Annotated in this window: 19 protein-coding genes and 2 pseudogenes; 13 read left to right on the forward strand and 8 right to left on the reverse strand. The window is 69.3% G+C overall.

Annotation, left to right across the window (positions count from 1 at the left end; all coding sequences use genetic code 11):
- Positions 1-86 precede the first annotated feature (86 nt).
- Together ACFSJG_RS24080 and ACFSJG_RS24085 are read right to left on the reverse strand one after the other, a co-directional pair.
- Entirely contained in the window at positions 87-386 is a 300-nt protein-coding gene (locus ACFSJG_RS24080; protein WP_378487743.1) for a hypothetical protein, read from the reverse strand.
- Between the two features lie 121 nt (positions 387-507).
- Positions 508-1,008 (reverse strand): hypothetical protein, encoded by a 501-nt coding sequence (locus tag ACFSJG_RS24085; protein WP_378487744.1) that lies wholly within the window; start codon positions 1,006-1,008, stop codon positions 508-510.
- A 165-nt stretch (positions 1,009-1,173) separates the two neighbouring features.
- On the opposite strand from ACFSJG_RS24085, the gene ACFSJG_RS24090 reads away from it, so the two are divergent.
- From ACFSJG_RS24090 to ACFSJG_RS24105, 4 genes and pseudogenes are all read left to right on the forward strand, one after another.
- Positions 1,174-1,839 carry a hypothetical protein gene (locus tag ACFSJG_RS24090; protein WP_378487937.1) on the forward strand — a complete coding sequence of 222 codons (666 nt, stop codon included), beginning with the start codon at positions 1,174-1,176 and terminating at the stop codon, positions 1,837-1,839.
- A gap of 36 nt (positions 1,840-1,875) precedes the next feature.
- Positions 1,876-2,060 (forward strand): annotated as a pseudogene (locus ACFSJG_RS24095) (site-2 protease family protein); the annotation flags it as partial.
- Between the two features lie 274 nt (positions 2,061-2,334).
- Positions 2,335-3,669, forward strand: a complete 1,335-nt coding sequence (tnpB, locus tag ACFSJG_RS24100; RefSeq protein ID WP_378487745.1) for an IS607 family element RNA-guided endonuclease TnpB — start codon at positions 2,335-2,337, stop codon at positions 3,667-3,669.
- Between the two features lie 3 nt (positions 3,670-3,672).
- Positions 3,673-4,107: pseudogene (locus tag ACFSJG_RS24105) on the forward strand (zinc metalloprotease); the annotation flags it as partial.
- A gap of 6 nt (positions 4,108-4,113) precedes the next feature.
- Here ACFSJG_RS24105 and ACFSJG_RS24110 read toward each other — a convergent pair.
- Positions 4,114-4,980 carry an alpha/beta fold hydrolase gene (locus ACFSJG_RS24110; protein WP_378487746.1) on the reverse strand — a complete coding sequence of 289 codons (867 nt, stop codon included), beginning with the start codon at positions 4,978-4,980 and terminating at the stop codon, positions 4,114-4,116.
- A 44-nt stretch (positions 4,981-5,024) separates the two neighbouring features.
- Positions 5,025-5,936, reverse strand: a complete 912-nt coding sequence (locus tag ACFSJG_RS24115; RefSeq protein ID WP_378487747.1) for an aminotransferase class IV — start codon at positions 5,934-5,936, stop codon at positions 5,025-5,027.
- Between the two features lie 96 nt (positions 5,937-6,032).
- Here ACFSJG_RS24115 and ACFSJG_RS24120 point away from each other — a divergent pair, with 96 nt between their 5' ends.
- Entirely contained in the window at positions 6,033-6,995 is a 963-nt protein-coding gene (locus tag ACFSJG_RS24120) for a DUF389 domain-containing protein (protein WP_378487748.1), read from the forward strand.
- A gap of 8 nt (positions 6,996-7,003) precedes the next feature.
- A complete protein-coding gene (locus ACFSJG_RS24125) occupies positions 7,004-7,504 on the forward strand; it encodes a flavin reductase family protein (protein ID WP_378487749.1) in 501 nt (166 codons plus the stop codon).
- Between the two features lie 78 nt (positions 7,505-7,582).
- Here ACFSJG_RS24125 and ACFSJG_RS24130 read toward each other — a convergent pair whose 3' ends face one another.
- Positions 7,583-8,233: a TetR/AcrR family transcriptional regulator gene (locus ACFSJG_RS24130; protein ID WP_378487750.1), complete on the reverse strand. Its 651-nt coding sequence runs from the start codon at positions 8,231-8,233 to the stop codon at positions 7,583-7,585.
- An 87-nt stretch (positions 8,234-8,320) separates the two neighbouring features.
- On the opposite strand from ACFSJG_RS24130, the gene ACFSJG_RS24135 reads away from it, so the two are divergent.
- From ACFSJG_RS24135 to ACFSJG_RS24160, 6 genes are read left to right on the forward strand one after another with little or no spacing between them, the layout of a single operon-like run.
- Complete coding sequence (locus ACFSJG_RS24135) at positions 8,321-9,622, forward strand: acyl-CoA dehydrogenase family protein (protein ID WP_378487938.1); 1,302 nt, start codon at positions 8,321-8,323, stop codon at positions 9,620-9,622.
- Positions 9,623-9,648: 26 nt separating this feature from the next.
- Positions 9,649-10,638 (forward strand): phosphotransferase family protein, encoded by a 990-nt coding sequence (locus ACFSJG_RS24140; protein ID WP_378487939.1) that lies wholly within the window; start codon positions 9,649-9,651, stop codon positions 10,636-10,638.
- Positions 10,635-11,414: an enoyl-CoA hydratase/isomerase family protein gene (locus tag ACFSJG_RS24145; RefSeq protein WP_378487751.1), complete on the forward strand. Its 780-nt coding sequence runs from the start codon at positions 10,635-10,637 to the stop codon at positions 11,412-11,414. Before ACFSJG_RS24140 ends, ACFSJG_RS24145 begins: the two co-directional genes overlap by 4 nt.
- 4 nt (positions 11,415-11,418) lie before the next feature.
- A complete protein-coding gene (locus ACFSJG_RS24150; protein ID WP_378487752.1) occupies positions 11,419-12,387 on the forward strand; it encodes an NADPH:quinone oxidoreductase family protein in 969 nt (322 codons plus the stop codon).
- A gap of 37 nt (positions 12,388-12,424) precedes the next feature.
- On the forward strand, positions 12,425-12,889 hold the full coding sequence (locus tag ACFSJG_RS24155; protein ID WP_378487753.1) for a pyridoxamine 5'-phosphate oxidase family protein: 465 nt from the start codon (positions 12,425-12,427) through the stop codon (positions 12,887-12,889).
- Positions 12,886-13,803 (forward strand): SDR family oxidoreductase, encoded by a 918-nt coding sequence (locus ACFSJG_RS24160; protein WP_378487754.1) that lies wholly within the window; start codon positions 12,886-12,888, stop codon positions 13,801-13,803. Before ACFSJG_RS24155 ends, ACFSJG_RS24160 begins: the two co-directional genes overlap by 4 nt.
- Here ACFSJG_RS24160 and ACFSJG_RS24165 read toward each other — a convergent pair whose 3' ends face one another.
- Entirely contained in the window at positions 13,804-14,733 is a 930-nt protein-coding gene (locus ACFSJG_RS24165; RefSeq protein ID WP_378487755.1) for a cation diffusion facilitator family transporter, read from the reverse strand. It abuts the gene before it with no gap.
- Positions 14,734-14,903: 170 nt separating this feature from the next.
- Here ACFSJG_RS24165 and ACFSJG_RS24170 point away from each other — a divergent pair, with 170 nt between their 5' ends.
- Entirely contained in the window at positions 14,904-16,043 is a 1,140-nt protein-coding gene (locus ACFSJG_RS24170) for a serine hydrolase domain-containing protein (protein WP_378487756.1), read from the forward strand.
- A 36-nt stretch (positions 16,044-16,079) separates the two neighbouring features.
- On the opposite strand, the gene ACFSJG_RS24175 is transcribed toward ACFSJG_RS24170, so the two are convergent.
- Both ACFSJG_RS24175 and ACFSJG_RS24180 read right to left on the reverse strand, forming a co-directional pair.
- A complete protein-coding gene (locus ACFSJG_RS24175; protein WP_378487757.1) occupies positions 16,080-17,228 on the reverse strand; it encodes an FUSC family protein in 1,149 nt (382 codons plus the stop codon).
- Positions 17,215-17,631, reverse strand: a complete 417-nt coding sequence (locus ACFSJG_RS24180; RefSeq protein ID WP_378487758.1) for a DUF3151 domain-containing protein — start codon at positions 17,629-17,631, stop codon at positions 17,215-17,217. Before ACFSJG_RS24180 ends, ACFSJG_RS24175 begins: the two co-directional genes overlap by 14 nt.
- Between the last annotated feature and the right edge of the window lie 73 nt (positions 17,632-17,704).

Genomic DNA, 17,704 nt, shown 5'->3' on the forward strand with positions numbered 1-17,704 from the left:
GCCGGGACGACAGTTTAGTCCAGTCGACTCGGAACCTTGACAGGTACATCACGCACGGGGGTCTCGCATGCACTCGGACCGGCCGCTCACGCGGCGGAGTGATCGTGCACCCACGGCGCCGGACTGATCTGCACCGCCACCGCCTCGCCCTCTGTCGCGGACCGGATCACGCAGGTCGGGGGCGCCCAGACCGCGCCGTTGTCCTGGAGGTAGATCGCCCGGTCCGGGTCGCCGCCGAGCAGGTAGGCGACACCGCGGTCGTCCATTCCGAAACGGCCGGTCGCGTGCGCCGCGATCCGGCACGGGATCCCGGGCGGGTAGTCGCCGGTGTCCAGGATCAGTTCCTCGTTCGTGGTGTTGACCATCGTGACGCTCACGGTTGCCATCGAATTCACCTCGAATCGTCCGGTTCGGGTCACACCCTGTTCAACAAATTTCGAGCGTTCGACAATCCACGCACGGCCGGCGAACCGGCCTCGTTCGAGACGTCCGGTGCCTCCCGTCGCGTCATTCGGCGACGAGCGCGAACCCGGGACTACCGCCGTTCTCGGGCACGATGCCCGCGACCACGACACCGTGCCCCGACCTCACCTCGCCGTCGGCGCGGTACGCGCCGTTTTCCGTGCGGGTCGGCTCGACGGTCGCGGAACCGCCGACCAGCGTCGACATGTTGAACCACACCACCCGGACCGGGCCGGGCGCGGCGTCCTCCGGCAGGTCCGTGTGCAGCAGCATGACGTCGGGGTCGGTCATCGAACGCTCGACGTCGGCGTGCAACACGTGTGTGCCGACCACCGGCTGGATCTGAAACGGGTGACTGAGCATCGCGGTCGGGGTCGACATCTGACAGATCCCGAGGGCGAGCAGATCGGTCGCGGCCCGGAGGTCCGCGGAGGATTCGGCGACCCCTTCCTTGCGCAACTCCGTCACCACGGAGGTGAGTCCGGACCGGCAGAAGCGGGTGACGCGTGCCGGCGAGCGACGCGAGGGGTTGTCGGCGGTCAGCATCGAATGCTCCGGGGGTCGACGTGCCGAGGTGGTTCGGCCGTACCCACCAGCGTAGGACCGTTAAGTCTCGATAACGCTGCCATTGCGTAAGCATCGGAGCACCGGTTGCCGGCCGCACGCGCGGCGTTCGTATCGTCGAGCGCGACGACCGCGGACCTACCGGAGCTGATCTTGACCATTCACGTACTCGTGTGCGGCGACCACGCGCTGCCGGATTTCCTGTCCGCACTGCCCCGGACCGTCGCGCCCGAGCTGCCCGCGAAGCCCGACTTCGACGCCCTGGTGCCGGCCCTCGACGAGGATCCCGAGGCCCGCCTCGTCGTCGTCGGAGGGGACGGCTCCCTCGCCGCGACGGTCACCCGCCTGATGCGCGGCGAGCGGCTGCACGTCGAGGTCGCGTACGTCGCTCCCGAACGGACCACGGTGACACGGCTGTACGGCCTTCCGGTCGGCGACCGGGCGGCGCGACTGGCGGTGGCCGGGTCCGCGTCGCCGCTCCCGCTGATCCGCGACGACTCCGGCACCGCCCTCGTCGGGGAGGCCACGATCACCGGCCCGGACGGCGGGCCGCTGGTCGGGGAGGCGTACGCCGATTCCGAGCGGCTGTTCTCCGGGGAGATCCCGGAGCTGCGGGTGGCCCCGACAATCACACTGCCGGGGGTGCGGGCGAGTGCGGGACGGCGACTGCTCCGCACCCACTGGCTGCCGGCGCGGGCTGTGCAGCTCGGGGCCGTCGGCGCGGTCGTGACCCGGGACGGCGTCACGACCCCGCGCGCGGTCAAGCGGTGCAGCTTCTACCGGGACGACCGCGGCTGGCTTCTGGTCCGCTGAGCACCCTGCGCGGAACATCGCGGCAATACTGGATTCATGGCGTTCCCCGACACCCGCCGCTCCGCCGTCCGGCCGAGCCCGGTCTTCCTGGCCGTTCTGGCCGTCGCGGTCGCCGGCGGTGCGATGGCGTTGCAGGCGGCTGCCTGACGTTGAACCCGCTCAGGTACAACCACCCGCTGCTGTCGATCGGGTTGCCGGTCCTGTTCATCGCGCTGGGGGGTTGAAACTGTTCGTCCATACATGCACTTGTGCGCTGTTTCATACCAAGGCTGGTCGGGGCGGAGCGTTGTATGCCGGGCCAGTGATCCGCCATCCGCGGTATCGACGTGGGTGACGATCGTCGGCGGCCCCGGTATCGGCGTATCCGCGGCGGGTGCCCGTGTGGGTTGCGCGCAGGATCGTCCGGTTCGGTGACTATCGAGGTTTCTGCGGGCGTTCGGGCCGGGAGTCGGGTACCGTAATCGAACATCAGTTCGATTACGGGGGTGGGTTGGGGTGATCCGGGCATACCTGTTCGCGCTCGACCCCACCGCCGGGCAGGAACAGGCGTTCCGGTCACATTGCGGGGCACAAAGGTTCGCCTACAACTGGGCGCTCGCGCAGGTGAAGGCGAACTGGAACCAACGCACGGCCGAGGAGTCCTACGGGATCCCCGAGGCCGGCCGGACCCCCTGGATCAGCACTTCCGCTTACAGCCTGCGGAAGGCCTGGAATCAGGTGAAGGACGTAGTTGCGCCGTGGTGGGGTGAGAACAGCAAGGAGGCGTACGCCTCCGGGTGCGCGAACCTGGCTGCCGCGCTCGGCAACCGCCGGGATGGGCGGGCTCGGATGCCGCGGTTCAAGTCGAAACGGTCCCGTTTGTCGTGTCGGTTCACCACCGGTGCGTTCGGGCTCGGCCACGACCGGCGGCACATTCGACTGCCCCGGATCGGTGAGGTACGCACCCACGAGTCGACCCGGAAGCTCGCTCGCAGGGTCGAGGCCGAGACCGCCTGCATCATCTCGGCGACCCTGTCGTATCAGCGGGGCCGTTGGCATGTGTCGTTCTCCGTCGAGCTGCCCGACGCACCGTCACCCAACCGCACCCGGACCCGCACTCGCGGGGTGGGGGTGGATCTGGGGATCAAGGATCGAGCGGTCCTGTCGACCGGAGAGACGATCCCCAACCCGCGGCACCTCGACAAGGCGCTACGGGAGTTGCGCCGCGCTCAGCGACGCGCCTCCCGGCGTCGGGGTCCTGATCGGAGGTCGGGACAGGTGCCGTCGAACCGGTGGCACAAGGCGAACGATCGTGTCTCGCGGTTGCATGCCCAGGTCTCGAATCAGCGCCGCGACGGCCTGCACAAGCTCACCACCCGGCTGGTGTCCGAGTTCGACACGATCGTGATCGAGGACCTGCACGTCGCGGGGATGGTGCGCAACCGGCGCCTCGCACGGCATATCGCCGATGCGGGGTGGGGTGAGTTTCGGCGGCAGTTGACGTACAAGGCGGATGCGGCCGGTGTTCGAGTCGTTGTGGCGGACCGTTGGTTCGCGTCGAGTAAGACCTGTTCCGGGTGTGGCGCAGCGAAAACCAAGCTGGCCCTCTCGGAGCGGACGTACACGTGTGCGGTGTGTGGCCTGGTCATGGATCGGGACCTCAACGCCGCACGCAATCTCGCTGCCCTCGCGGGCGGTATCACCGGGGAGTTGCTTCGGGAGCAGCCCGCTGGAACTCGCGTCAGACCCGACGATAGGTTGGGCTGTGAGATTGCCACGGGAAGACCGCGATGCGGTCAACGCCATGCCTGTGAGGGCGTGGCTCACGGAACAGAGTTACAGGTTTCGTGAACGGCGGTGTACCTCCGGACGGACCTGCTGCCCCCGAGGGCCGTTCGGCAGATCTCGCTCGCGGGTCCCGCTGTCAACGCGCTCGCGGCAGTGGTGCTGCTGACGGTGATCCGGTTGTTCGCGGACACCGAGTCCCACCCGGTGTTCTGGTGGGGACTCGCCTTCCTCGCATTCCTTCAGGTGACGGCGACCGTCCTGAATCTGATTCCGATCCCCGGGCTGGACGGCTACGCCGCGCTGGAGCCGTCACTGTCGCCGAGGACCCGCCGCGCCCTCGACCAGTACAAGGGCTTCGGTTTGCTCGTGTTGGTCGCGTTGCTGTTCGTCCCCTCGATCAACCGGGTGTTCTTCGACGCGATCTACGGACTGTTCGAATTGTCCGGGGTGCCGGGCATCTGGGCCCAGTACGGCAACCATCTGATGCGCTTCTGGCTGTGAACCCGATCAGGACCAGGCGTCGAGGACGATCCGCGCGGCCGTGACGACCGCGATCGGCTGATCGAACACGGGATGGTGCCCAGCCGCGGGCAGCTCCACGACCAGCGCGTCCGGCCCGAACATCGGCCGCATCCGATCCAGCAGTTCCGGGGTGACGATGCCGTTCTCGCTGCGGAAGTAGGCGATGCGGCACCCGGCGGTCGTCCCGTCGAGGCTGCTGCGGCCACCCTTGCCGATGCGGCTCGCGTCGAACTTCCAGCTGTAGCCGCCGTCGACCTCCTTCAGCGAGGCCCGAGCGATGTAGTCGAAGACGTACGGTTCGGCGGTGTCCTGCGGCGGCACCAGCCGGAAGCGTTCGACGGCAGCGTCGACGCTGGGATAGACCTTCGGGCTCGACGACTTCCGCTGGTCGCGCATCTCGCGTTCCTCGGGCGTGAGGTCGCGGATCGGCGAATCGAGGATGATGACGCCGTCGAGCCGATCCCCGTACAGGGTCGATGCCGTGTAGGAGACGATGCCGCCCATGCTGTGCCCGACGAGGGTGGGGCGTCCGGCGATGCCGCCTGCGGGGGCGACGGCGAGCACTTCCTCGACCCACTGTTCGAGGGTGTAGTCCTCGCGGTGCTCGCTGTCGCCGTGTCCGGACAGGTCGAGCGCAACGACGCGACGCCCCACCGCGAGCTGCGGTGCGACATGATCCCACCAGCGTGAATGCGCCATGCCGCCGTGCACGAGCACGATGCCGGGCTGGTCGGGTTCACCCCAGGCGCGGTAGGCGATCGAGGTGCCGTCGACGGTGACCCGCCCTGTCTCGACCGGCGCGGCGAGGGCGTCGACGAACCACTTCGGCGCCGACTCGTTGACATTGCTCATGAATCGAAGTTACTTCACCGCAATCGACGCCCGTCCGGCGCCGCCTACAGCTCGGTGACCCAGCCGTGCAGGGTGTCCGAGCGCAGCGCCGCGGTGTGCCGTTTGCGCAGCGCCTCCGAGATCGGACCCGGGCGGCCCGATCCGACGACACGGCCGTCGACTTCGAGCACCGGCGCCACCCCCGCGGAGGTGCCCGTGACGAAGACCTCGTCGGCGATGTACAGCTCGGTGAGGTCGACGGTGCGCTCCAGGACCGGGATGCCGTCCTCGCCTGCGAGCGTGAGCAGGGTGCGGCGGTTGATGCCGTCGAGGATGTCGCACGAGACGTCGGGGGTGATCAGGGTGCCGCCTCGAACCAGGAAGATGTTGGCGGCGCTGAGTTCGCAGACGTGTCCGTTGCCGTCGAGGAAGATCGCGTCGTCGTAGCCGGCGTCGATGGCGTCCTGCTTCGCGAGCACAGAGTTCACGTAGGCGCCGTTGACCTTCGCCCGCGACGGGATCGCCGAGTCCGGGATGCGGCGCCACTGACTGGTCTTCAGGCGCATCCCGTCCTGGGGAACGATCGGCACCGCGTCGTAGACGAACATGCTGACGGTGGTGTGGCAGCCGCGGACCCGTGTGCCGGGGATGGACTCGTCGACGTGGACGCTCGCCCGGACGAACACGTCCTCCGCGGGATCGTTCGCCGCCACCAGTTCGGTCACCGCCGCGACGAACCGACCGAAGTCCCACTCCCCCGCGAACGTGTCCATGCCGATGATCCGGCAGGACTCCACCAGCCGCCGGTAGTGGTCCGCGAGCCGGAAGGCGGTGCGCCCGGCGCCGTCGACGTGCACGGGGAACACCGTGTACACGCTGAGCCCGTACAAGGTCGCCGAGGTCGCGACGCCGAGCGTCGCCTGCGCGGCGTCGACGATCCGGTCACCGAAGTACACGTGGGGGTGCGGTTTGGCCATGGCCCGACACGCTAGCGGAGCGACCGCCGCACCGCCCGCGAGTTTCTGCGGTGTTCCTACGCGCGTGACGTCCCGACGGGCGGCACACTGAGCGGCATGCTGCACCTACGGATTCTGTCGCCCACCGACATGACGGACGAAGCGCTGCAGATCCTCGACGAGGAACCCGGGGTCAGCGGTCTCGCGGTACTCCGGGGCGCCGCCATCCGCCCGGTCGGTGACGTGATCCACGCCGACATTGCGCGCGAGGTCGCCAACGACGTCGTCGAGAAGCTCCGTGCCACTCGCCTGCACCACCACGGCACCATCGAGATCGAACCGGTGCACGCGTGGCTGTCCCGCGACGGCTTCGACGCCGAGCTGAGCAGCCCGGGCAGCAGCGCCGACACCGTCGTGTGGGCGGAGGTCGCGCAACGCTCCTACGAGGACGTCGAACTCAACTGGACGTACCTGAGCTTCATGACGATGGCGACACTCCTGGCGGGCATCGCGATCATCACCGACTCGCAGATCCTCACGATCGGGGCGATGGTGCTCGGGCCGGAATTCGGCGCCATCGCCGCGCTCGGCGTGGCGCTGGTCAAGCACCGCTACGTGCTGCTGGGCGCGGCCGTCCGCACGCTGATCGTGGGCTTCGTGGTCGCGATCGCCGCGACGACACTCGCGGCCCTGACCGCGCGGGTGTTCGGTTGGGTGACATTCGCCGACGTCACCGGTCCCCGTCCGGACACCGCGTTCATATACACACCGGACAAGTGGTCCTTCATCGTCGCGATCATCGCGGCGGCGGCCGGCGTGCTCTCGCTCACCTCGTCCAAGCTCGGCGGCCTGTCGGGGGTGTTCATCTCGGTCACCACCGTCCCCGCCGCGGGCAACGTCGGGGTGGGTCTCGCATTCGGCGCGTGGGACGAGGTGTGGGGCAGCACCCAGCAGCTCCTGCTGAACATCTTCGGCATGGCGCTGGCCGGGTGGGCGACCCTGGCGATCCAGCAGAAGGTGTGGTCCCGGGTGTCGGTACGCAGAGCGCGCATGCTCGACCGCAGACGCCGGATGTTGTAGGGGAACGCGTGAACGAGAGCAGCCCGCACGAGGTGTTCGAGCAGTTCGTCGCCGCACTGGATCAACCGGTGTACGTGGTCACCACCGCCGTGCGCAGCGAGCGGGCCGGCTGCCTGGTCGGCTTCGCCATGCAGTCGAGCATCGACCCACCCCGGTTCCTGGTGGGATTGTCGGTCGCGAACCACACCTTCCGGGTGGCGAACGACGCGGACCACCTGGCCGTGCACCTCCTCCCGACCGAGGCATCGGATCTCGCGGACCTGTTCGGCGGCGAGACGGGCGACGAGGTGGACAAATTCGCACGGTGTTCGTGGCACGAGGGTCCACACGGCCTGCCCGTTCTGGACGGAGCGATTGCCTGGCTCTGCGGCCGCATCCTCGATCGGGTTCCTCTCGGCGACCACACCGGTTTCGTACTCGAACCGGTCGGCGGCTCCGGCCCGACCGGAGCCGCCGAGGTGATGACGATCTCGGATGTCGGCGACCTCGCACCGGGGCACGACGCCTGAGCGCAACCGCCAGGCCCTCAGAGTGCAGGAAGCGCGGTGAGCCGTGGTGGGGTCTGCCACGCCGCCCACCGCACGGCATCACGTGACGAAGTCGGCCGCGCACGCACCCGAGCGTCCACCGACCCGCAGGCAGAACGCGACCACCCGGTCGACGTCCGCCGTACCCGTCTGTGCGCCCCTCCCCAGGTGGTCGACGAGCAGGCCGACCGTCGCGTGCGCGGCGAGGGCGGCATCGAATTCCGCTTGAGGGCTGCCCAGTTCGGAGAACGGGCGATGCAGCAACAGGCCGAGCCGCCCGGTGGCGGAGGCCGGCCCGAGGGTGGTGTCGGCGGGTAGACCACCGGCGTTCCACAACACCGCCCGGGTCGTCGCGGCGGTGTCCCGGGCGGACTGAGAGAGCACACCCTCGACCCACCGCCGTACCTGACCGTCCGGCGTCGACTCCTTCCCCATCTGGTGCGCGACATAGGTGGTCAACCGCTCGGTCCCGTCCTCGAGGATGGCCGCCACCAGGGCGTCCTTCGACCGGAAATGGCGATAGAACGCATCGTTGGACAAGCCGGCGGCCGCGACGATGTCTGCAACCCGTGGGCGCGAGTCGGTTCCGCAACCGCGCATCACGTCGAGACCGGCGTCGAGCAGGCGACGCACCTCGCCTGCGTAGTCGGCCTCCCGTTTCGCCAGTGCACGCTGCGCGATCCGGTTCGCGAACCCGTCCTCGTCCCTCATTCGCCGACCCATTCTCTGGACAACGCGCTTCTTGAAAGACAGAATAGCATTCTCATCGATCAGAACATGATTCTTAGCGAGGTGCTCATGGCATGGGACTTCGAGACCGACCCCGACTACCAGGAGAAACTGGACTGGGCCGACGCCTTCGTCCGGGACGAGGTGGAACCCCTCGATCTGGTGTGGGAACACGAGCAGTTCGTTCCACTCGACGGCGCCCGCCGCAAGGTGATCGACCCGCTCAAGGACCGGGTTCGGGAACAGGGACTGTGGGCCACTCATCTCGGGCCCGAACTGGGCGGTCAGGGCCACGGCCAGCTGAAACTGGCGCTGCTCAACGAGATCCTCGGCCGCTCCCCGTGGGCCCCGATCGTGTTCGGATGTCAGGCCCCGGACACGGGTAACGCCGAGATCATCGCGCACTACGGCAGCGTCGACCAGAAGCGGCGCTACCTGCAGCCACTGCTCGACGGCGAGATGTTCTCCAGCTACTCGATGACCGAACCGCAGGCCGGGGCCGACCCGTCCCGCTTCGAGACCCGCGCCGTCCGCGACGGCGACGACTGGGTGATCAACGGCTGGAAGTTCTTCTCCTCCAACGCCGCAACGGCATCGTTCCTCATCGTCATGGCGGTCACCGACCCCGCTGCCGACACCCACAACCGGATGTCGATGTTCCTGGTGCCCAGCGACACCCCGGGCATCGAGATCGTCCGCAACGTCGGCCTGGCCGGCGAACCGATGAACGAGGGCTCGCATGCGTTGATCGAGTACCGCGACGTCAGGATTCCGGCCGACGCACTGCTCGGCGGCGAGGGGCAGGCGTTCGCCATCGCGCAGACCCGGCTCGGCGGCGGCCGGATCCACCACGCAATGCGGACGATCGGCCTCGCCCAACGGGCCCTCGACATGCTGTGCGAACGCGCCCTCAGCCGCACCACCGCCGGAAGCAGGCTGTCCGAGAAGCAGTTCGTGCAGGGGTACATCGCCGACTCCTACGCACAACTCGCCCAGTTCCGGCTGTTCGTGCTCCACACCGCCTGGAAGATCGACAAGTACAACGACTACAAGAAGGTCCGCAAGGACATCGCCACCGCGAAGATCGTCATGCCGACGGTGCTGCACGACATCGCCTGGCGCGCAATGCAGGTCCACGGCGCTCTCGGCGTCACCAACGAGATGCCGTTCTTCCGGATGATCGCGGGCGCGGCCGTCATGGGCCTCGCCGACGGCCCCACCGAGGTCCACAAGGTCACCGTCGCCAAACAGGTTCTGCGCGAACACAGTCCGACCGACGACATGTGGCCGACCGAGTGGATTCCCCGCAAGCAGGCCGCGGCCCGCGCGAAGTTCTCCGAGTTCCTCGACGACGAAGAAGGTGCCCTGTGATCGACACCGAACGCCTCGCCACCTGGATGGACGGCATGGGCCTGCCCGGCAAGGGCGCGCCCCTGGAGGTCCGATTCCTCTCCGGCGGAACGCAGAACGAGATCTACGAAATCACCCGCGACGACAGTCGCTGCGTGATCCGCACTCCCCCGGCGGACGCCCCCGCCGACCGGGACGCAGGCATCCTGCGGGAGTGGCGGATCATCGAAGCCCTCGACGGCACCGACGTCCCGCACACCGAGGCGGTCGCGGTCTGCGACGACGCCACCGTCCTCGGGCGACCCTTCTACCTGATGGGCTTCGTCGACGGGTGGTCGCCGATGGGCAACAAGCAGTGGGTCGAGCCGTTCACCAGCGACACCGCGGCACGCGCCGGACTCGCCTACCAGCTGGCCGAGGGCATCGCGTTGCTGTCGAAGGTGGACTGGAAGGCGCGCGGACTGGGCGACCTCGGCCGGCCGGACGGCTTCCACGAACGGCAGGTGGCCCGGTGGACCGGCTTCTTCGATCGCATCAAGGGCCGAGAACTCGACGGGATGGATGTCGCCACCCGGTGGCTGCACGAGCACCGCCCGCTCGACTTCGTCCCCGGCATCATGCACGGCGACTACCAGTTCGCGAACGTGATGTACCGGCACGGCGCGCCCGCGCGGCTGGCCGCCATCGTCGACTGGGAGATGGGGACGGTCGGCGATCCGAAGCTCGATCTCGCGTGGATGATGCAGGGCTGGCCCGAGGACACGTCCGCACCCGAGGCCGCCACCTCCGGCTACGTCGACATGCGCGGGATGCCCTCGCGGGAACAGGTGGTCGAGCACTACGCCGACGTGTCGGGCCGGCAGGTCGACGACCTCGACTACTACCTGGTGCTCGCGAAGTGGAAACTCGCGATCGTCCTCGAACAGGGCTACCAGCGGGCCGGCGACGACCACCGGCTGCAGGCGTTCGGCGCAATCGTTCCGGATCTGATGCGGTCTGCCGCCGAGCTCGCCGAGTCGAGCGGATACCGCGGATGAACGCCGTCGAGGGGCTGGCCGTCGAGCAGCGCGGCTCTGTCCTGGTCGTCCGCCTGGACCGTCCGGAGTCGCGGAACGCCCTGACCGGGGCCATGATCCGTGGCATCGGTGCCGCCGTTCTCGACGCGGAGACCGACCCGGCGATCCGGGCGATCGTTCTCACCGGCACCGGCGACCGGGCCTTCTGCTCCGGCATGGATCTGCGGGCGTTCGCGGACGGCGAGGACGTCGGCTACGGCACGGATCCGCACACCGCCGCGTACCTCCGCCTCGGGCGCGGCGAGGTCCCGATCCCGGTGGTCGGCGCGGCGAACGGCACCGCTATCGGTGGCGGACTGGAACTGCTGCTCGCGTGCGACGTCATCGTCGCGTCGTCGGCGGCGGTGTTCGGGTTCCCGGAGGTCAAGCGAGGACTCTTCCCCGGCGGCGGAGGCACGTTCATCGGGACCCGCATCCCGCTGGGCGCGGCGCTCGAGATGACGCTCACCGGCGACACGATCACCGCGGAGCGCGGGCACCAGCTCGGGCTGCTCAATGCCGTCGTGGAGCCCGCGGCCGTGCTCGACACGGCACTCGGCTACGCCGACCAGATCGCCGCGAATGCGCCGCTCGGGCTCGCCGCCTGCAAGGAGTTGGCTCGCCTTGCGGTCGCGCAACCCGAACGCGCCGATCAGCGTCTGGCCGAATGGCAGTCCGTGGTCTTCACCAGCCAGGACGCCAAGGAGGGCGCGTCCGCGTTCATCGAGAAGCGCCCCCCGGTGTGGACAGGGAGGTGAGGTGATGCGTGCGGTCGTCTGTCCCGTCCACGGACCGCCCGAGGTCGTCCGCATCGAGGAGCGACCCGCACCCGAGCCCGGCCCCGGCCAGGTGCGGGTGCGGGTCGCCGCGGCGGCTGTCAACTTTCCCGACGTCCTGCTGATCGCCGACCGATACCAGATCAGTGTGCCGCCGCCGTTCGTCCCCGGCAGCGAGTTCGCCGGCCCCGTCGACGCGGTCGGCGACGGGGCCACAGGGGTCGCAGTCGATGACGTCGTGACCTCGACCGGGTTGGTCGGGGCGTTCGCCGAGTGGGTCGTCGTCGATGCCGCCAAGGTGCAGGTGGTGCCTCCGGGTGTCGACGTACGTACCGCCGCGGCGTTCGGTGTCGCACACCGAACCGCCTACCACACACTGCGTTCCACGGCCCGGGTCGGCGCAGGAGACGAGCTGCTCGTCCTCGGTGCCGGTGGCGGGGTCGGCCTCGCCGCGGTCCAGCTCGGCGCCGCTCTCGGCGCGACCGTCACCGCCGTCGCGTCGTCCCCGGAGAAGCTGGAGGTGGCGGCGCGGCACGGCGCGCACCGCCTGGTCGACCACCGTGCGGGTCCGCTGCGGGATGGGCTGCGGCAGGCACTCCCGGACGGCGCCGACGCGGTCGTCGACCCGGTCGGCGGCGACCTCTCCGAGCCCGCACTGCGCTCGCTGCGTCGCGGCGGCCGATTCGTCACCGTCGGCTACGCCTCCGGCAAGGTTCCGTCGATCCCACTGAACCTGGTGTTGGTCAAGGGAATCCATGTGCTGGGCTTCCAGTTCCAGGACGTGCCGCCCGACGAGTACGCGCGCAACGAGGGAGAACTGGGCGAACTGCTCGTGGCGGGGCGCGCCGCCCCGTACGTCGGCGCCGCCTATCCACTGGACGCCGCCGCCGAGGCGTTGCGGTACGTCGCCGACGGCCGCGCGATCGGGAAGGTGCTGCTCGACATCGGGTCGTGACCGGGAGATTGTCGGTACCGGGGCGCACACTGACGGGATGACCACCTGGCAGCAGTTCACCGACGAAGCGCCCGAACTCGCCGCGGCCGTCGCCGCCCGGCTGACCGCACACAAACACCACGTCATCGCCACACTGCGCGCAGACGGGTCACCGCGGGTCAGCGGCACCGAGGTGGAGACGTTCCTCGGCCTGCTGGTGCTCGGGTCGATGCCGAACGCCCGCAAGGTCCTGGACCTGCGCCGCGATCCTCGCTTCTCGCTGCACTCCAATCCCGGCCACCACACGATGGAGGGTGGGGACGCGAAGATCTCGGGACGGGCCCGCGAACTCGTCGGGGAGGAGAAGCAGGCGATCCGCGACTGCTACCCCGACGATCCGGGCGGCGACGCCCAGTTCTTCGAGCTCGGCGTCGAGTCGGTGGTGCTGACCACGGTCTCGGACGACAAACTGCACGTGGACCTGTGGCGTCCCGGGGCGGGTGTCACCCGGACGAGCCGTTGAGCGCGCCGGACCTGACCGGAAAGGTCGCCCTGGTCGCGGGCGCCACCCGCGGCGCGGGCCGCGCGATCGCCGTCGAGCTGGCCCGCGCCGGCGCGTTCGTCTATGCGACCGGACGCAGCAGCCGGGCCGGGCGGTCCGAAATCGACCGACCCGAAACAATCGAGGGGACGGGCGAACTCGTAGCCGAGGCCGGCGACGGCGTGGCACTGCGAGTGGACCACCTCGAACCCGATCAGGTGAAGACGCTCGTCGAACGGATCGACGCCGAGCACGGCCGACTGGACGTCCTCGTCAACGACATCTTCGGCGGCGACCGGTACGCCCAGTTCGGAACGACGCTGTGGGAGCACGATCTGGACGGCGGGCTGCGGATGCTGCGGATGGGCATCGACACCCACGCGATCACCAGTCACTTCGCCCTGCCGGTATTGATCCGGCGTCCCGGTGGACTGGTCGTCGAGATGACCGACGGCACCGCCGAGTACAACGTCCGCTACCGGCACGAGACCGGCTTCTGGTACGACCTGGTGAAGGCGGCGGTGCAGCGGATGACCACCGCGCAGGCGTACGAATTCGCTCCGCACGGGTGCGCGGCTGTCGCGCTGACGCCCGGCTGGCTGCGGTCGGAGAACATGCTCGACGCATTCGGTGTCACCGAGGAGACCTGGCGGGACGCCCTCGAGGAGGTCCCGCACTTCGCGATCTCGGAGACCCCGACCTTCGTGGGGCGGGCGGTGGCCAACCTCGCCGCCGACCCGGATGCCGCCGAGTTCAGCGGACAGGTCGTGTCCAGTGGACAGCTCGCGCGGCGCTACGGGTTCACCGACGTCGACGGCTCCCGCCCCGACTGTTGGCGGTACCTGACGGAGGTGACGGACAAGGGCTTGCCGGCGAACACCGACGGGTACCGATGATCACCAGGTGAGGTTCTCCTCGCAGTTCGACCCGTCGGCCGACGATTCCACTTGCACGGTCGCGTGTTCGAGGCCGTGCGTGTCGAGGACGGTCTTCGCCGCGCGCAGCACACCCTGACTGTCGCCGTCGGTGGTCAGGTGCACCGTGGCGACGTCCATACCGGTGGTCAGCGTCCACACGTGCAGGTCGTGGACCCCGGAGACCGCGGGCAGGGCCTGCAGGTCCGCGCGCACCGCCTCGACGTCGACGCTCTCCGGGGACGCCTGGGTGAGGATGCGCAGCGCCGCCGCGGCCAGCTTCACGGCACGCGGCACCACCCACAGCGAGATGAGCACACCGACGACGATGTCGGCGTAGCTCCACTGGAAGGCCAGCACGAGCGCGCCGGCGATGAGGACCCCGACCGAGCCGACGGCGTCGGCGAGCACCTCCAGGTAGGCGCCGCGGACGGCGAGCGAGTCCTTCGCGTCGGCGCGGAGCATCAGCATGACGACGAGGTTGGCGGCGAGGCCTGCGGCGGCGGTCAGCATCAGGGGGATGCCCGGAATCTCGGGGGCGTCCCCGATCCGTTCGATCGCCTCGTACATCACCCACACCGCGACGGCCAGCAGCAGGACCGCGTTCGCCATTGCCGTGAGCACCTCGGCGCGGTGCCAGCCGAAGGTGCGGGCGGCGGCCTTGGAACCCTGGCGGGCCAGGACCAGCGCGACGAGACCCATCGACATGCCGACGACGTCGGTGAGCATGTGGCCGGCGTCGGCGAGCAGTGCCAGCGATCCGATACTGACGCCGACGACGACCTCGAGCACGAGGAATCCGACGAGAATCCCGAGGGCGATCACCATGCGCCGGATGCGCGCGGTCGACGGTCCGGCGCCGCCCGGCACCGGACCCCCGTGTCCGTGTGCGTGTCCGTGCCCGGCTCCCATCGGCCCGTCCCCTCGTTCGTCGAATCGGTCGCTCGGATGCTGTCACACCCTCCGAGGCATCATATGCACATATACGCATGTATTTGAAGGGCGTCGTTTTCCTACACTTGAACTCAACTTCAAGTACGGTGACGGGGGTCACATTCGGGGTAATCGAAGGGAGCGACACGGTGGAGATCCAGGGAACCTGCGACACACAGTTCGACGGACTGCGGGAGGCGCTGCGCCGCAACGTCGAGTCGGGTGAGGATCTCGGCGCGTCGATCGCCGTCACCATCGACGGCGCACCGGTCGTCGACATCTGGGGCGGCTGGGCCGACGCCGACCGGACCACCCCGTGGGAACGCGACACGATCACCAACGTCTGGTCCTGCAGCAAGACCGTCACCGCGCTCGCCGTCCTGATGCTGATCGACCGCGGCCGGATCGATCCGTACGCCCTCGTCTCCAAGTACTGGCCGGAGTTCGCCGCCAACGGCAAGGAGTCCGTCGAGGTCCGACACCTCCTGTCGCACACGTCCGGGGTGTCCGGCTGGCAGGAACCGATCACGCAGGACGAGCTCTACGACCTCCCGTTCGCCTGCGCGCGACTCGCCGCGCAGGCACCCTGGTGGACGCCGGGCACCGCCTCCGGCTACCAGGCGATCAACCACGGTCACCTCCTCGGTGAACTGGTCCGCCGCGTCGACGGCCGGGACCTTCAGCAGTTCGTCGCCGACGAGATCGCAGGCCCGCTCGGAGCCGACTTCCGCTTCGGCGTCGACCGCACCGACTACGGCCGGGTCGCGAACGTCGTTCCACCGCCGCCCCTTCCGATCGACCTCGCCTCCCTCGACCCCGACTCGGTGCTCGTGAAGACGTTCGGCAACCCGCCGGTCGACGCGACGGTGTCGTGGACCGACGGCTGGCGCGGCGCGGTGATCGGCGCCGCGAACGGGCACTCGAACGCCCGCGCGCTCGCCCGCATCCAGTCCGCGATCGCATGTGACGGCACAGTCGACGGCGTGACCCTGCTCTCCCCCGACACCGTCGCGCTGATCTTCGAGAAGCAGTCCGACGGCATGGACAACGTGCTCGGCGCACCGGTCCGCTTCGGCATGGGCTTCGGCCTGCCGACCCCGGAGTCGGTGCCGTACGTCCCCGAGGGCCGGATCTGCTTCTGGGGCGGGTGGGGAGGCTCGCAGATCCTCGTCGACACCGAACGCCGCGCGACCATCTCGTACACGATGAACCGGATGGGCGCCGGACTGCTCGGCTCCGAACGCTCCGCCGAGTACGTCTCGGCCGCGTTCGACGCGCTGCGTGCCTGATCCGGAACGACGCCGACGGATCAGTGGGCCGGGTGCCTAATGGTCCGTCGGGTAACCGGGCTTGGGAACGGTCGGCGGCAGCGTCGCGATCGCGGAGATCCGGGACAGCCCGGCCACCTGCATCAGATCGACGAGCAGCGACCTGATCTGCGCGAACACCACCGTCGCGGAAATGCCCGCGTCCTCGACGAGTTCGGGCTTCATGCCGATCGACACGGACCGCAGCACCCGCGCGGCCTCGGCCTGGTCGGGCTGCTGACCGGGATCGGCGAGCACCATCCGTCGCAGCACCGCGACCGCGTGCGACAGCTTCTCGATTTGGTCCACCAACCGCGGATCGAGGATCTCGTCGTCCCGCACGAGCGTCAGCGAACGGCGAGTGAGGACACGGATGTTGCGGATGGCGTTGTCGAGTGGTTCCGCCGCGGCCGTCATCCGCGCAAGGCGGGGCCGGGACGTCCAGTACAGGGGCGACACCCGGCTGATCTCGCGTCCCCCGCGCAGACTCGCCTGCAGGGCGTCGATCGAGGCCTGGGTGGTGCGGGCACGTTTGAGGGCGGCCTCGATCGGCTTAGGATCGTTGGCGACCAGGCCGTCCGCGACCTTCTGCAGGACGTCCGCGGCGTCGGCCAGGATGTCGGCGGCCTGCTTGCGTGCCCGCAACACCGGGTGCGCGGGCAGGAACGCCACCACCAGCACGCCGACCAGTCCGCCGACCAGTGCGTCGAACATCCGGTCGGGGCCGCCGCCCTGACTCGGTGGAATGAGGGTCGCCACGAGCACCGCGGACGACGCGGCCTGCATCGCGATCACCGGCCCGCCGTCGAGGAAGACGGCCGTCGCCATCGCCAACGCGACGACCAGCACGATCTGCCAGGCTCCAGTGCCGATCCACGAGATCAGCAGGTCCCCCACACCGATCCCGACGGTCACCCCGACCATCAATTCCAGAGCACGGCGGAGCCGGCCACCGAAGGACATCCCGAGGGAGACCACCGCTGCGATCGGGGCGAAGAACGGATCGTTGTGGTGCAGCAGGTCGTTCGCGACGAACCACGCGAGACCGGCGGCGAGCGCGCACTGCGCGATCGGCAGCGCCGACGCGCGCAAGCGGGTGCGGGAGGCGCGGAACCGCGCCCTCCCGCGCTCGACGGAGTACGGAGGGTGGAACCTATTCGACGCCAAGCGCCTCGGCCGCCCGCGGATCACAGTCCTCGAGCAGGTCGAGGCAGCGGGCGTGCTCGTCCGTCTCCCCGATCGCCTTCGCCGCCAGAGCCAGCGCGGCCACGCAGCGCAGGAACCCACGGTTCGGTTCGTGGCTGTAGGGAACCGGACCGAAGCCCTTCCATCCGTTGCGACGCAGCTGGTCGAGGCCCCGGTGGTAGCCGGTGCGCGCGTACGCGTAGGCGGTGATGGTCTCGTCGTCGCCGAGCGCCGCCTCGGCCAGGTACGCCCAGGCGATCGACGCGGTCGGGTGAGCGGCGGCGACCTGCTTGGGGTCGGCGCCGTTCAGCAGGTCCGATTCGGCGTCGTCGTCGCCGGGCAGGAGGGTGGGCTGGGGGCCGAGCAGGTCACCGAAGGAGGTCATGGGTCCATTGTGCGCGCACCGCCCGTGCAACGATCCGGCGACACCCCCCGCGGACGATGCGAGCACCCGCCGA

The organism is Rhodococcus gannanensis (assembly GCF_042681175.1).
Lineage (GTDB): Bacteria > Actinomycetota > Actinomycetes > Mycobacteriales > Mycobacteriaceae > Rhodococcus_G > Rhodococcus_G gannanensis.

Bases quoted from the DNA above. Each gene is read 5' to 3' on its own strand.
- ACFSJG_RS24080 (WP_378487743.1), bottom strand. From the start codon at position 386: ATGGCAACCGTGAGCGTCACGATGGTCAACACCACGAACGAGGAACTG.
- ACFSJG_RS24085 (WP_378487744.1), bottom strand. From the start codon at position 1,008: ATGCTGACCGCCGACAACCCCTCGCGTCGCTCGCCGGCACGCGTCACC.
- ACFSJG_RS24110 (WP_378487746.1), bottom strand. From the start codon at position 4,980: ATGAGCAATGTCAACGAGTCGGCGCCGAAGTGGTTCGTCGACGCCCTC.
- ACFSJG_RS24115 (WP_378487747.1), bottom strand. From the start codon at position 5,936: ATGGCCAAACCGCACCCCCACGTGTACTTCGGTGACCGGATCGTCGAC.
- ACFSJG_RS24120 (WP_378487748.1), top strand. From the start codon at position 6,033: ATGCTGCACCTACGGATTCTGTCGCCCACCGACATGACGGACGAAGCG.
- ACFSJG_RS24130 (WP_378487750.1), bottom strand. From the start codon at position 8,233: ATGAGGGACGAGGACGGGTTCGCGAACCGGATCGCGCAGCGTGCACTG.
- ACFSJG_RS24135 (WP_378487938.1), top strand. From the start codon at position 8,321: ATGGCATGGGACTTCGAGACCGACCCCGACTACCAGGAGAAACTGGAC.
- ACFSJG_RS24140 (WP_378487939.1), top strand. From the start codon at position 9,649: ATGGACGGCATGGGCCTGCCCGGCAAGGGCGCGCCCCTGGAGGTCCGA.
- ACFSJG_RS24145 (WP_378487751.1), top strand. From the start codon at position 10,635: ATGAACGCCGTCGAGGGGCTGGCCGTCGAGCAGCGCGGCTCTGTCCTG.
- ACFSJG_RS24150 (WP_378487752.1), top strand. From the start codon at position 11,419: ATGCGTGCGGTCGTCTGTCCCGTCCACGGACCGCCCGAGGTCGTCCGC.
- ACFSJG_RS24155 (WP_378487753.1), top strand. From the start codon at position 12,425: ATGACCACCTGGCAGCAGTTCACCGACGAAGCGCCCGAACTCGCCGCG.
- ACFSJG_RS24165 (WP_378487755.1), bottom strand. From the start codon at position 14,733: ATGGGAGCCGGGCACGGACACGCACACGGACACGGGGGTCCGGTGCCG.
- ACFSJG_RS24180 (WP_378487758.1), bottom strand. From the start codon at position 17,631: ATGACCTCCTTCGGTGACCTGCTCGGCCCCCAGCCCACCCTCCTGCCC.